Annotated in this window: 11 protein-coding genes and 5 tRNA genes; 14 read left to right on the top strand and 2 right to left on the bottom strand. The window is 34.3% G+C overall.

Going from position 1 to position 14,856, the window contains the following annotated elements; translation table 11 throughout:
• Positions 1-27: 27 nt before the first annotated feature.
• The 7 genes from G634_RS0113980 (at position 28) to G634_RS0113950 (ending at position 2,437) form a co-directional block, all read left to right on the top strand.
• Positions 28-100: transfer RNA gene (locus tag G634_RS0113980), tRNA-Val, on the top strand.
• Positions 101-135: 35 nt separating this feature from the next.
• A tRNA-Thr gene (locus tag G634_RS0113975) sits at positions 136-208 on the top strand.
• A gap of 5 nt (positions 209-213) precedes the next feature.
• Positions 214-295, top strand: a tRNA-Tyr gene (locus tag G634_RS0113970).
• A gap of 36 nt (positions 296-331) precedes the next feature.
• Positions 332-405: transfer RNA gene (locus G634_RS0113965), tRNA-Met, on the top strand.
• A 6-nt stretch (positions 406-411) separates the two neighbouring features.
• A tRNA-Phe gene (locus tag G634_RS0113960) sits at positions 412-484 on the top strand.
• 349 nt (positions 485-833) lie between these two features.
• Entirely contained in the window at positions 834-1,811 is a 978-nt protein-coding gene (locus G634_RS0113955; protein ID WP_026505798.1) for a nucleoside hydrolase, read from the top strand.
• A gap of 68 nt (positions 1,812-1,879) precedes the next feature.
• Positions 1,880-2,437 carry an ECF transporter S component gene (locus G634_RS0113950; protein WP_026505797.1) on the top strand — a complete coding sequence of 186 codons (558 nt, stop codon included), beginning with the start codon at positions 1,880-1,882 and terminating at the stop codon, positions 2,435-2,437.
• A 226-nt stretch (positions 2,438-2,663) separates the two neighbouring features.
• Here the strand turns inward: G634_RS0113950 and G634_RS0113945 are convergent, their stop codons facing one another.
• Positions 2,664-3,308, bottom strand: coding sequence for an SDR family NAD(P)-dependent oxidoreductase (locus G634_RS0113945; protein ID WP_026505796.1), 645 nt, complete (start codon positions 3,306-3,308; stop codon positions 2,664-2,666).
• Between the two features lie 256 nt (positions 3,309-3,564).
• On the opposite strand from G634_RS0113945, the gene G634_RS0113940 reads away from it, so the two are divergent.
• From G634_RS0113940 to G634_RS0113920, 5 genes are all read left to right on the top strand, one after another.
• A complete protein-coding gene (locus G634_RS0113940) occupies positions 3,565-4,674 on the top strand; it encodes a DUF6688 domain-containing protein (RefSeq protein ID WP_026505795.1) in 1,110 nt (369 codons plus the stop codon).
• A 424-nt stretch (positions 4,675-5,098) separates the two neighbouring features.
• Positions 5,099-6,037, top strand: coding sequence for a UDP-glucuronic acid decarboxylase family protein (locus G634_RS0113935; RefSeq protein WP_026505794.1), 939 nt, complete (start codon positions 5,099-5,101; stop codon positions 6,035-6,037).
• A gap of 219 nt (positions 6,038-6,256) precedes the next feature.
• Complete coding sequence (feoB, locus tag G634_RS0113930) at positions 6,257-8,593, top strand: ferrous iron transport protein B (RefSeq protein WP_026505793.1); 2,337 nt, start codon at positions 6,257-6,259, stop codon at positions 8,591-8,593.
• A 30-nt stretch (positions 8,594-8,623) separates the two neighbouring features.
• Positions 8,624-10,150 carry a Na+/H+ antiporter NhaC family protein gene (locus G634_RS0113925; protein WP_026505792.1) on the top strand — a complete coding sequence of 509 codons (1,527 nt, stop codon included), beginning with the start codon at positions 8,624-8,626 and terminating at the stop codon, positions 10,148-10,150.
• 1 nt (position 10,151) lies between these two features.
• Positions 10,152-10,430, top strand: coding sequence for an acylphosphatase (locus G634_RS0113920; protein ID WP_026505791.1), 279 nt, complete (start codon positions 10,152-10,154; stop codon positions 10,428-10,430).
• Positions 10,431-10,551: 121 nt separating this feature from the next.
• On the opposite strand, the gene pta is transcribed toward G634_RS0113920, so the two are convergent.
• Entirely contained in the window at positions 10,552-11,535 is a 984-nt protein-coding gene (gene pta / locus G634_RS0113915) for a phosphate acetyltransferase (RefSeq protein WP_026505790.1), read from the bottom strand.
• Between the two features lie 229 nt (positions 11,536-11,764).
• Between pta and G634_RS0113910 the strand changes: the two genes are divergently transcribed.
• Both G634_RS0113910 and G634_RS19390 read left to right on the top strand, forming a co-directional pair.
• Positions 11,765-12,052, top strand: coding sequence for a hypothetical protein (locus tag G634_RS0113910; protein ID WP_026505789.1), 288 nt, complete (start codon positions 11,765-11,767; stop codon positions 12,050-12,052).
• Between the two features lie 54 nt (positions 12,053-12,106).
• Complete coding sequence (locus G634_RS19390) at positions 12,107-14,398, top strand: EAL domain-containing protein (protein WP_051234035.1); 2,292 nt, start codon at positions 12,107-12,109, stop codon at positions 14,396-14,398.
• The last annotated feature ends 458 nt before the right edge of the window (positions 14,399-14,856 follow it).

The raw sequence follows: 14,856 nt of genomic DNA, 5'->3' as shown, positions 1-14,856 counted from the left end.
CACTTTATATTTGAATATTGATTAAATGGGATCTTAGCTCAGCTGGGAGAGCATCTGCCTTACAAGCAGAGGGTCACAGGTTCGAGCCCTGTAGGTCCCACTCATATCTAGAGTGTATACTTTAGATATGAATATGCCGACGTGGCTCAATTGGCAGAGCAGCTGATTTGTAATCAGCAGGTTATCGGTTCGAGTCCGATCGTCGGCTTATATGGGTGGCTTCCCGAGTGGCCAAAGGGGACAGACTGTAAATCTGCTGCAAATTGCTTCGGTGGTTCGAATCCACCGCCACCCATTAAATATATAGGAGTTCATGATTGGACTTCAGTGACGCGGGGTGGAGCAGTCTGGAAGCTCGTCGGGCTCATAACCCGAAGGTCATAGGTTCAAATCCTGTCCCCGCTACTATATGCCTTGATAGCTCAGTTGGTAGAGCAACGGACTGAAAATCCGTGTGTCGCCGGTTCGATTCCTGCTCAAGGCATTTTTTATTGCAAAAAATATAATATTGCTTATGAGGCTAGATTGCCGATAGCTGACAGTTCATTTGTACCTTCCTGTCATTAAACAAAACCAGGACTACATTATAATATGTTTATTTGTATTACTATGTTCAATGTGGCTCTGCGTTTTGCAGAGCTTTTTTGTTACTCAAATATAGCTGACGATTATCTTAAATTCAGCAGGAAGTTATAAAGATTCAATAACCAAAAACAAGACTATCAATATAAAAATAAAAGTAAAATGCAATAAAAAACAGGGAGAACAAAAATAAAAAAATCATTATTAAATATAAAGCATTATAAATACAGAAAAAGTAAAGAAAGAAAAAAATGAGAAGAGTAATAATAGATTGTGATCCAGGCATAGATGATTCATTAGCACTTATGCTTGCTCTAAAAAGTAATGAGATAGATGTTTGTGGAATAACAATAGTTGCTGGTAATTCGCCCTCGGATATGGGATTTAGAAATGCCAAAAAAGTGTTAAGCTTTCTAGGAAGACTGGATGTGCCAGTGTATGTAGGTGCTTCAAAGCCAAGAGTTCGTGAATATATTAATGCGTTGGATACACATGGAAGAGATGGACTTGGTGAAAGCTTTTTGGAGGATGTTCCAAACTGTGAAATTCCTACCAAAACGGCAGTTGAGTTTATGATAGAAGAATTATCTAGAAAAGATACTTCAATTATAGCTTTAGGGCCATTAACAAATCTTGCAGACCTCATAGATGTTAATACAAAAGCATTCTTATCTGCCGTAGATATAGTTTCTATGGGTGGAACATTTAAGAGTCATGGTAATTGTTCTCCAGTTGCAGAATACAATTATTGGGAAGATCCAGATAGTGCCAAAATTGTGTTTAATACTTTATTTGAAAATGGAAGAAAGCTAAAAATGGTTGGGCTTGATGTAACTAGAAAAATAGTACTTACACCAACTATTCTTGAATATATTTGTCGATTAGATATTAAAACGGGTGAATTTATAAGAAAAATCACAAAGTTTTATTTTGATTTTCATTGGGAATGGGAACATATCGTTGGATGTGTAATTAATGATCCACTTGCAGTTGCATATTTTATTGATGATGAGTTAGGAAAAGGATTTGAGGCATTTACTGATATTGAAGTTCAGGGAATAAGTATTGGTCAAAGCGTAGTAGATTCAATGAATTTTTATAAGAAGCCTGCAAATTCGTATATTTTGACAGATGTTGATGTAAAAAAATTTTGGATTATGTTTATGTCAAGAGTAATGAATATTGATAAAGAAATAATAGAGAAAGATTTTGAGATGATTCTTAAATAGATTTTTGTTTGTATTGTTGATAAAGAATTGATAAGCATAAATCAAAAAAGAAAGGTGTTTGTATTGTTATGAAACAAAAGAGAATGGCACTATCAATTTGTCTTGTTGCAATGGGAATTTGTATAAACTATGTTGGGGGCCAGCTTGCACTTATGATGAAACTTCCTATTTATCTTGATAGTATTGGTACAATACTTGTAAGTTCTTTACTGGGACCAATTTATGGAATGTTAACACCGTTTATTTCTGGTGTAATGATGGCATTTACAGGAGATATATACTCATTATACTTTGCGCCAGTTGGAATGATTCTTGGTTTGGTATCGGGATTTGTACTTAAGAAAATTCAAAAGATTGGGCTTTCTCTTTTGCTTGTAACACTTATTATTACGATTCCAGGAACAGTTGTTTGTTCGATTATAAATGCAATATTGTTTGATGGAGTTACATCTTCGGGTTCAACAGTATTAGTTCAGTTTTTAAGAAATACACCACTTGGTATTACAGGAGCTATATTTGTAGTACAGGTTATTACGGACTATCTTGATCGTTTTATTTCTTTGGCACTTGTAATGATGGTTAGAAAAAGAATAAGTAATATTGCAGTATTGCCGCATAAAGCTTGATTTATACAAGTCGATAAAATTAAAAATTGTTGCTGAGGATTAGTTAATCTTCAGCAACAATTTTTGCTTTATAGTAGAAAAATAATTATGAATCTATTATAAAAAATACTGTCTACAAATAAAAGTAGGTAAGCAGTATGCTATTTATATGTGGACAATAGATGAAAAATCTATCTAAAATAGAGTTTTATAGTAATGATGTTCATGGTATCTTTGGATAAAACTTTTACCAAATGAAGTTTGATTTTAGTTGCTCGCCATTATCAATAAGAATATCCTGACCGGTGATACTCTTGTTAATATTCGTCAGATAATACGTTAAATCAGCTATTTCATAGTCTTTAGCCCATTTATTAAGAAGTGTTTCATTCAGGCACTTTTTATAAAGATTCTCATCGTCGAGAATGTGCTGATTTAATGGTGTAATAACACCACCAGCAGATATACTGTTACTGGTAGCTTGGAAAGGAGCAATTCTGAGGGCCACATTTTTCATATAGGTTACAACTCCGCCTTTGCTGGCTGCGTATAGAGGAAATTCTGCACCATTACTTGCACTTGAAGAAGCCATGAATACAATTGAGCGAATTTTTTTTTGTATCCCATATTTTTCTGTAACATTAATGGTTCCCTTTAGATTAACATCTATTTCATTACCGCCCTCTTGTATTCCAGCATTATTAATCAAAATTTCTATGTCGCTTATATCAGGAAGATTTTTTGTTATATCAGCGATAATATGGGTATAATTAGCGTGGATAAAATCGGATGTACTAATATCAAGACCAATTACTTCGTGCCCCATTTCTATATACTTTTTAGCACATGCAAGACCAATTCCTCGACTTGTTCCAGTTATTAAAACTTTCATTTTTTTATTTCCTTAACTAAAAATCATTGTATTTATAATTACGATTTTATTATATATGTTATATTATCATATAATTTTGATGTTTGGTCAGAAAAAGTTGTAAACAACTTAAGTTGTGTTAGAATAATTCAGGCGGTAATTTTTTAGTCTTTATATTAGATTTGTTTCACTAGCATTGTCTTTTCATGAAAATCGTAGTATACATAGTTTTTTGTTTAAAAAGATAAATAAGAGTTATTGGAGGAGGGAACAGAAGATGGAAGGACTATTTATTTTATTTATTTTTGTGGGAATACCTGCAGTTTTGTCTTTATATGTTTTAATAGGTGTCTTTCATGAATGGCACCACAAAAATCTTAGAAATGTTTTATGGGCTGCAACTATTATTCTAGGAGAATTGTACACGTACATTTTGCTTAAGTTTGGCGATGTTTCATTTGATGCTGGATGGAATGAGCAGCTTTATAATGCTCAGAGGCATCAGCCAATATGGACAGGTGGATATGTAACTTTGATAGTAATGTCATTACTGGGTGTTATTGGTGCGGCTGTTCTTATTTCTAAAAATGTTAATAAGATTCCTCCGCTTGTTTCGGTGATGTGTATATCATTTATGTACATGGCTCTTTTGGTGCAGCTTGTATGGACAATTCAGTGTCTGCCAATAGTTTTTAGTCTTACACCTTATTTGGTGGTACCTGTTGATATATTTTTGATTGCTATTACAATTATTAAAGAAAAGATTAAAGAATGGGGAGATGCAGGGAATCATTTAAATGATGATTTTGGAAAAAACATTTTTATAAAAAAGCTCAACAAGATTCTTATTAATTCAAAAAAATGGCCATTTTATGCTCTTATTTTATTTCTGCCTTTACTTGGAATGGTTTTAGGGGTATTAATTTTATTTGGACAAGAACCGGATGCTATTATTAAAGCATGGACAAACACAAGTGATTGGACTTTTTCTAGCAAAGTAGGTCCTCAAAACTTGTATTATGATGAACACTATTTATGTACTGTTGCAGCAGGAGGACATGAGGGTATTGTAAAACCTCTTAGAATGGGTGAACGTCATGGACATAAAGTAATTGTTAATAGACAGCTAATGATAGCAAATGCGTTTGAAAATGTATTAGAAGAAAAGACCCCACATTTTCATCGATTATTAAGAAATTTTTATGATACCTATGGTTTCCCTATTGCAGATATGATTCGTATGCATAAAGTTGCATGTGACATTACATATTTTGTTATGAAACCTTTAGAGTTGTTTTTTTTAGTAGTGTTATACATAGTGGATATTAATCCTGAAAATAGAATTGTTGTTCAGTATCTTCCCAAAAAGAAGTCTAAGAATAATTAAAGTTGTATTAAGTTCTTTAATGCTGATATATAAAAATATGTAGGTAAAAGATTTTTTATAATTATCCAAGCTGAAAAAATAAAGTTTTAGATGGCGTAATAAAAGCCGTTAAAGATATACAAAGCCTCGCGTTTAAGCGGGGCTTTAACTATATAATATTTTATATAAATAAAGATTATAAGCATGGCATAGATATAAATATTTACTCGAATATGATTATTTGACGAGTTACAAGCAAGTAAGCAGTGATTATGGAATCAGTGATATTAAAGCCCTTACAAGAAAAAGTGGAATTGTATGTATTTTTTGATTATAATAATAAATATGCATTTACCTTAATAATTCTAGGGAACTTGTCGAAAAGTATATGAGAGGAATGCTTTTTGGCTTGATTTTATATGCTTAAATATGGAGGAAATAAGCAATGAAAAGAATTTTGGTAACTGGAGGAGCTGGTTTTATAGGTTCACATCTATGCAGGAGACTTGTTGATGAGGGAAACGATGTCATCTGTGTAGATAATTTTTTCACTGGAACAAAGAGAAATATAGAGCCGCTTCTTGATTGTCACAACTTTGAGCTTATAAGACATGATGTGACAAAAGAAATTTTGGTTGAGGTTGATCAGATTTATAATCTTGCATGTCCGGCATCACCTGTTCATTATCAGTATAATCCGGTAAAGACAATGAAAACATCCGTAATGGGTGCAATTAATATGTTGGGACTTGCAAAAAGAGTAAAAGCAAGAGTACTTCAGGCTTCAACAAGTGAGGTGTATGGTAATCCCAATGTTCATCCTCAGCCTGAGGAGTATTGGGGAAATGTTAATCCTATTGGTATTAGATCCTGCTATGATGAAGGAAAAAGAGCAGCTGAAACTTTGTTTTTTGACTATCATAGACAGAATAATGTGGATATTAAAGTCATTCGTATTTTTAACACCTATGGTCCAAATATGAATGCTAATGATGGACGAGTTGTTTCGAATTTCATTGTGCAGGCTTTAAAAGGCGAGGATATTACTATTTATGGTGATGGTTCTCAGACAAGAAGTTTCTGCTATGTAGACGATTTAGTAGATGGAATGATTCGCATGATGAACAGCCGTGACGGCTTCACTGGTCCTGTTAATCTGGGTAATCCTGGTGAGTTTACCATGTTGGAACTGGCTAATAAAGTTTTGAATATAACTGGAAGCAGTTCAAAGATTGTTTACAAACCGTTGCCTCAGGATGATCCGACTCAGCGTAAACCAGTTATTGATCTGGCAAAAAAGGAACTTGATTGGGAGCCTCATATAAACTTGGATGAAGGCTTGAAGAAAACCATAGAGTATTTTAGCAAGTTAATTCAAGAATAATTTTAGCTTTATTTATGTGTATTATTTTTAATCTATAAACTTTTTTATAAACGTTGGTACGTAGGTTTGGTTAATTGGAACCATATGTACCATTACGTTTATAAAAAGTAAAATCATGCCTGCAAAGAAATATACAAACAGCCAAACATACAAATATACATAATATCCTCAGGTAAGCAAACAGTAACAAACATATTTACGAAAGAAAAAAGGTATCAAATGAATTTAAAAGAATTATCACCTGGAAAATCAGCAGTAATAACAAAAGTAGGAGGAGATGGTGCATTAAGGCAACATTTTCTGGATATGGGGGTTATTCCGGGGGCTGAAGTTACTATCGTAAAATATGCTCCTATGGGAGATCCGATGGAATTGCAGATACATGGGTATGAATTAACTTTAAGGCTTGCCGATGCAGCAAAAATTGAAGTAAAAGAAATATCTAACAGAAGTAATGAGCATAAAAGAATTACAAAAATTGAGAAGTCAAATCATCCTGGTCTTGGTGAAGATGGTATTTATCATGAGAAAAAGAATGAAAAAAAATTACCAGAAGGCACTGTTTTGACTTTTGCCTTGGTAGGAAATCAAAATTGTGGAAAGACCACGTTATTTAATAAATTAACAGGTTCTAATCAGCATGTTGGTAATTTTCCGGGGGTTACAGTAGACAGAAAAGATGGACCAATAATAGGCTATCCTAAGACTTTGGTTACGGATCTTCCAGGAATTTATTCCATGTCTCCTTATAGTAGTGAGGAAATTGTTTCTAGAAATTTTGTTTTAGAAGATAAACCCAAAGCTATAATTAACATTGTTGATGCTATGAATATTGAGAGAAACCTTTATTTGACAATGCAGCTTTTGGAAATGGATATTCCAATGGTTGTAGCTTTGAATATGATGGATGAAGTAAGGAGCAACAACGGTTCGATTGATATTAACAAAATGGAAACTTTATTAGGAGTTCCGGTTGTACCGATTTCTGCTGCAAAGAATGAAGGTGTTGCAGAGCTTATTCGCCATGCTGTTCATATAGCAAGGTATCAGGAAAAGCCTGTGAAGCAGGATTTTTGTCAAAAAACAGATCATGGCGGCGCAATTCACAGAGCGATTCATGCAGTTGAATCAATTATCGAAAATCGAGTAGAGACACATGAACTTCCATTAAGGTTTACCGCCACTAAGCTTATAGAAGGTGATAACCTGATTGAGAAAAAGTTAGGGCTTGAAGACAATGAAAAAGAAGCGCTAGAGCGTGTCATTATTCAAATGGAACATGATAGTAAGATGGACAGAAGTGCAGCTATCGCTGATATGAGATATGATTTTATTGAAAGAGTATGTGAAAGTTCAGTAGTTAAGCCTTCAGCTACTAAAGAACGTATAAGATCAGAAAAAATAGATAAATATCTTACTGGAAAATGGACAGCTATTCCATGTTTTGCTATTATCATGGGACTTACGTTTTACCTGACATTTAATGTGATAGGTGCTTTTTTACAAGGAGTGTTGGAGAATTTAATAGACGTATTAAAAAATATAACAGAAGGATGGATGGCTAGCGCAGGAGTTAATTCTGTTATTCAGGATCTTGTTTTAAATGGAATTTTTGATGGTGTTGGAAGTGTAGTAAGCTTTCTTCCAATAGTAGTGACTTTGTTTTTCTTTTTATCTCTTATGGAAGACAGCGGTTATATTGCCAGAGTTGCCTTTTTTATGGATAAACTTCTTAGAAAGATTGGTTTGTCTGGAAGAAGTATAGTACCACTTTTGATAGGCTTTGGATGTACGGTTCCAGCTGTTATGTCGACTAGAACACTTCCTTCTAGGCGAGACAGGAGAATGACTATTTTACTTACTCCATTTATGAGTTGTACGGCTAAGTTACCAATATATGCATTTTTTGTAAATGCCTTTTTCCCTGGGCGAGGCGGTTTCATTATGACAGGCCTTTATTTTCTTGGAATTATAATGGGAATTCTTATAGCACTTTTATACAAGAATACTTTCTTTAAAGGTGAGGCGGTTCCTTTTGTCATGGAACTTCCTAATTATAGAATGCCTGGGGTAAGAAATGTTTCGCAGCTTTTATGGGAGAAAGCAAAAGATTTTTTGACAAAGGCATTTAGTATAATTTTTACAGCTACAATTTTGGTATGGTTTTTACAAAGTTTTAATATTCATCTGGATTTGGTTGAGAATTCAGCAGATAGTATAATGGCAAGACTTGCCGGACTTTTGGTTCCTATATTTAGTCCACTTGGACTTGGAGACTGGAGAATTGTTACTTCTCTTATAAGTGGTTTTATCGCCAAAGAAAGTGTTGTATCAACAATGGAGATTCTTTTCTCCGAAGGAGTAGCAAATGCGCTTACTACTGCAAATGCAGTTACACTTCTTGTTTTTTCACTTTTATATACCCCATGCGTTGCAGCCATTGCATCTATAAAAAGAGAGCTTGGCAAAAAATACGCAGTAGGAGTGGTATTATGGCAGTGTTTACTTGCATGGATAGTTGCTTTTGTGGTTAAATATATTTTATTTATTTTTTAATGGTAATAACCATTGTTTTAGGAGGACGATATGTATATTAACTCAATTTGGTCTTTGCTACCGCCAATTATAGCAATTGCGTTGGCATTATTGACAAAAGAAGTTTATTCATCGCTATTTATTGGCATTTTTGTGGGAGGTTTGCTTTTTTCAGGATTTAATATTCCAGATACTATGCATCATGTTTTTGTTGATGGAATGATAGGACAGCTTTCAAATGCTTGGAATGTTGGAATTCTAATATTTCTTGTAGTATTGGGTAGCATGGTTATGCTAATGAACAGAGCGGGAGGTTCTGCTGCATTTGGAAGATGGGCTGTAGAGCATGTCAAAACTAAGGCTGGAGCACAGGTTGCAACTATTATCTTAGGTGTTCTGATTTTTATTGATGACTATTTTAACTGCCTTACAGTTGGTTCTGTTATGAGACCTTTAACGGATAAGCATAAAATTTCAAGAGAAAAGCTTGCGTATCTCATTGATGCTACAGCAGCACCGGTGTGTATTATAGCTCCGATTTCATCTTGGGCAGCAGCAGTTACAGGATTTGTAGATGGCGCAAATGGTCTGGCGCTTTTTATTAGAGCAATTCCTTATAATTTCTATGCTTTGCTTACTATTGTTATGATGTTTTGTCTTACTGTTTTTGGATTTGATTATGGTCCTATGAAAAAAGCAGAAAACAACATAAAATCAAAAGAAAAAGCACACAAAAACAGTCAGGCAAGTCTAACTGGTGCTGAAGACCAGCCACATCCACCAGTGTCTGCAAATGGAAAGGTTATTCATTTAATTCTACCTATTGCAATGCTTATTATTTGCTGTATTATCGGAATGATTTATACAGGTGGGTTCTTTGAAGGAAAAGGATTTATAGAAGCATTTTCAGGTTCAGATGCTTCTGTAGGCCTTGTATACGGAAGTACAGTAGCACTTATAATTACTATTATATTTTTTATTGTTACAAGAGTTCTTAGTTTCTCAGAGTGCATGAATGCGATTCCAGAAGGCTTTAAGAGTATGGTACCAGCGATTATGGTCCTTACTTTTGCATGGACTTTGAAATCTATGACAGACTCTCTTGGAGCAGCAACCTATGTGGCAGGAATCGTTAAGATTATTGTTAAACATCATGTATTTATGAGTTTTTTGCCAGCTATAGTATTTGTATTTGGTGCATTTCTTGCGTTTGCAACTGGTACTTCATGGGGAACTTTTGGAATTCTTATTCCGATTGTAGTTAAGGTGTTTGGAGCAGATCTTGACAGTGAACTTATGATAATTGCTATTTCTGCATGTATGGCTGGTGCTGTATGCGGAGATCACTGTTCTCCAATTTCAGATACGACTATAATGGCCAGTGCTGGTGCTCAATGTGACCATATTCAGCACGTATCAACACAGCTTCCTTATGCGCTTACTGTTGCGCTTGTTTCTTTTGTTGCATATATTGCAGCAGGATTTATTAGAAATTGGCTCATTTGCCTTCCACTTGGAATTGCAATGATTATCTTGACTATGTTTGTTATGAAAAATATTTACAAAACGGTAAAATGACATGAAAGATGATATTGTTAGATGGCGTATTTGTTTTAAAGGTATAGTACAAGGTGTTGGCTTTCGTTATACAGCCTGTCATGCAGCTAGCCTTTTGGGTGTCACAGGGTATGTTAAAAATGAGTATGATGGAAGTGTTTTATGTGAAGTTCAAGGAAGTAATGAACAAATCGATGAATTTCTAAAAATTCTTAGAAGTGGAAGATTTATAGAAATTACTGAAATGGATACAAAACTAATTCCCCTAATTGAAAATGAAAGAAGTTTTGAAAGAGATTAGATTGCGATTTAATTTGCAGATTTATTATTAGAGAGTTTTCAAGTAAGCTGATAAAAAACGAGTTGACGTTTTACAAACGCCAACTCGTTTTTTTATCGATATTTGAATAATAAACAATAGCTTATGCAAGAGATGCGGTAATAATAGACATTGAGTAAACCTCAAGTGCATTGCATCCACGTGAAAGATCGTTAATAGGAGCATTAAGACCAAGCAAAATAGGACCATATGCTTCAAAATTACCCATACGCTGTGCAATCTTGTAACCAAGGTTACCTGCGTTAATATCAGGGAAGATGAATGTATTGGCATGACCTGCAACAGCTGAACCAGGAGCTTTCTGCTTTGCTACACGAGGAGAAACTGCTGCGTCGAACTGAAGCTCACCATCGATAGGGATTTCTGGATATCTTTCTTTTGCTTTTCTTGTAGCATTCTGCATCTTTGTTACTGTTTCATCTTTTGCAGAACCCTTTGTTGAGAAGGAAAGGAAAGCAACTTTTGGATTAACACCAAAACGCTGAGCACAGTTTACTGTCTCGCCGCAGATTTCAACAAGTTCATCCTCGTTAGGATTGATATTGATTCCACAGTCAGCCATAGCGATAACTTCATTTTCACCTGTTGCAGAAGGACGAACAAGGATGAAACAAGAAGATACGATTGTATTTTCAGGTTTTGTTTTAATAATCTGGAGAGCGGGACGAACTGTATCAGCTGTTGAATATGTTGCACCGCCAAGAAGACAGTCACCAACCCCCATTTTAACGAGCATTGTACCAAAATAGTTAGTCTGCTTCAGCATAGGAATAGCTTTTTCAGGAGTCATACCCTTGCTTTTTCTAAGTTCGCAGAATTCTGCAACCATTTCATCAAATTTATCATAATTTTCAGGATCGATTATCTGAGCTCCTCTGATGTTATAACCAGCTTCTTCAGCGGCTTTGTTGATAAGAGTCTCATTTCCAAGCAAAATAGGTTTAAGGAAATTTCCTGCAAGAAGACGTGATGCGGCTTCGAGAATACGGGCATCTGACCCTTCAGGAAATACGATAGTCTTTGGGTTTTGCTTAAGTTTTTGGATCATGTCTCCGAATCCGTACATTTTTTAATCCTCCTTAAAAAATATCATTACTTTTCTGTTATTTTTTTGAATTGTGTGAACGAAAGCGATTATAATCCTTTGAACAATAAAAAAACTTGATTTTGCTCAAGTTTTAGCTATTTTTTTACAAAAAGATTGACTATTTTTTAACTATTGTACCAATCGCATTTACTATAAAGTCTTTCGGATAATTAACCGAAATTATTAACAACGAATGGAGGATATATTTATGAAATGTCGAAGAATCGCACTTGATGCGGAAGTGGTAAAATATGAGCTTGGAAAAAATCTTGAAGATGGTTTTGAACCATATTCTGATGTTGTTACCAAAGGATGGTTCATAACTGACAATTTAATACAGATAAAGCAGGATAATGGACTTATTGTTTCTCCTTATATTATTGATAGAAGAGGACGTATTTTTATCTGCAAGGGAGACTATGTCATAATTGATAGTGACGGTACTAAGCATGTTTGTGGAGAAGATAAGATTTTTTCCCGTTATGAAAAGCTATAGACGTAAAACTATTAAATGTGTAGATGTTTAGCCCAAAACAGCATGGAGGTTGGTATGGGTAATAATACTATGCTATTATTAGCAATTCTCTTTGTTATAGATTTAATCTTTCTCATAAGTTCGCTTTATATAAGGAGAATTTTTTATAGACAATTTACTGCTGTGTATGTAGTATATCTTGTTTCTATTGTAGTAAATATAATTATTTTAAGCGCAAGTAATCAGTTTGAACTGCAAATTTTAGAAGCAATTTACTATTTGTCTATAGCAATAGCTTTTCTTTTAACTTTTCAGCTTGTGTCATTTTATACTGTACATAACAAAAAAATGGCCAGACGCAGGCTGGATATTTTTGTTGCGTTTACAGTTGTGGATGCTATTTTACTGTTTACAAATCCTATAACTGGATGGATGTTCAAAATAGAAAATGTAGCTGATTCTAGTGAAGCAACTAAAGTAATTGTGCTGAATATTTTCCCGGGTATTGTGTTCCACTTTGGAGTATGCACTATTATTGGCTTTTTCTGCCTTATTCCGCTTTTTTATAAGGGTATTCATTCGAGAGGAATGTATCGCCTTAGATATTTTGGTCTTTGTGCGATTCTTATGGCTGTAGCGTTTTGTGGATATGTTACTGCCGCTATGAATTATAATGTTGGTCTTGTAATATTTGTAATGATGATATCAACCCTCATAACACAATATTTTATTGAAATATTGATTCCACAAAGACTTACTCAGTCTACTATGGGACTTACTTTAAATAGCATGGATATAGGACTGGCAGTTTATGATTTGGATGGAATGCTTGTCTTTTCTAATGATAGAACTTACGATCTTTTGAAAATTCCTAGAAATGATACAATAAAGCTTAAGGAATGGGCTGATGAGTGGGTAGAAAAAAAGAATTTAAGAACGATAAAAGAAGAACAGGTTTGGGAACTTGAAGAAGATGATTCAACTGTTGAAAAGAAAAAGATAATTGTAAAAACACATTTTCTATTGGACAAAAAAGGCAATGAAGTTGGTGGCTATTTTCAAATTTATGATAAGACCGAAGAACATGAGAAATTTGAACTTGAGCATTATAAGGCAACACATGACTATCTGACAGGTCTATACAATAGAGAAGGTTTTTATGAGATTGTACGTCAGAAACTTAATGAAAATCCTTATGACAAGTACATGATTGTTTGTACAGATGTTAGAGAGTTTAAGATGATAAATGATCTTTTTGGATATGAAAAAGGAGATGAAATTATCAAGAAGATGGCAGCTATGCTCTCTATGGGACTTGAAAGAGGCGATGTTGCGGCAAGGATGGTTGCAGATGAGTTTGCTTTGTTTGTTAGAAAAGAAACTTATGATGAAAAATATCTTGCTGCTCAGATTTTCGGAATAACAGAAATGGTTACGAATAATTACTATACAATGACGATTCATTGTGGATTGTTCGATATAAGAAATCCAGAAATGGATGTTTCACTTATGTGCGACAGAGCTATGATAGCGCTTGGAACTGTTAGAGATGATACAGATAATAAGGTAGTTCATTATTCAGATACTATGCTTTCAAATATTCTTCGAGACAGGCAGATAGCAGGTCGACTTGATAGCGCTATGAAAAATGGTGAATTTGAGATTTTTTTGCAGGCACAGGCCAGAGCGGATGGTTCAATAATGGGTGCAGAGGCTTTGGTTCGATGGAATGATCCACAAAAAGGATATATCCCACCAGGAGATTTTATAGAAATTTTGGAACAGACAGGATGTTTGTATAGACTTGATCAATATGTTTGGGAACTTGCTGCAAAATTGCTTGCGAAATGGAAAAATACTCCAAGAGAAAATTTACATATTTCTGTAAATATTTCACCTAACGATTTTTACTATTTGGATTTGTATGAGACTTTTACCAGTCTTGTAAAAAAATATCACATAAATCCAGGTAAACTCAAACTAGAGATTACTGAAAACGCTCTTATGAATGACGAAGATAAGCAGCTTAAGCTTATAAATAAGATGCATGACTTTGGCTTTATGATTGAGATAGATGATTTTGGTAGTGGTTATTCATCGCTTAGTATGCTAAAAGATATTCCTGCAGATGTTCTAAAAATCGATATGGGATTTTTGAGGGAAACAGAAAATCAGGAGAGGAGCAGAGCAATTTTGAATTCAGTTATCTCTCTGGCAAAAGAGCTGGGGATGGAAGTTATTACAGAAGGTGTAGAAAAGAAATCTCAAGTTGAATACCTTGAAAGTATGGGGTGTCATGAATTTCAGGGATATTATTTTTCAAAACCTGTATCTATTGATGAGTTTGAAGAAAAATATCCTATGTAAGAGTATAGGTTATTGTTTTCATAAGGAAAACAGGTAACCGTACAAGACCCAAAATTGTCGTTAAGACAAATTTTGTCCTACGAAGAAAGAATCTTGCTGATGATTATCCTAAATCTCAGTAAGAAGTCATACTTTATTGTTACTTATATTTGATAAATAAGTTTTGCTGGCTTGTAATATTTCATGAGCAGAACTGTATATAAACGTTGGTCTGGGGTTTAAAGGCATAAATAATGCCTTTAAATCTGCCTACGGCAGACGACATAATTTAAAAGTGTTTAAATTATGCCGCATTTACTTAGGTTCTGTATTTTAGAACCTTATGTACCATTACGTTTATAATCAAGCGAAAGCGTGTCTGCGACGAAATATACAAACAGCAAAACGGATTACATAAAACAATAAAGTATGACTTCTTGTCACTTACATTCAGAAACTCGCATTTACTGCGAGTTTCG

This window comes from Butyrivibrio sp. NC3005 (assembly GCF_000424545.1).
In the GTDB taxonomy this organism is placed as follows: domain Bacteria; phylum Bacillota; class Clostridia; order Lachnospirales; family Lachnospiraceae; genus Butyrivibrio.
Note: the sequence above shows the minus strand (reverse complement) of the source record. Positions and strands in the feature narration are given on the sequence as shown.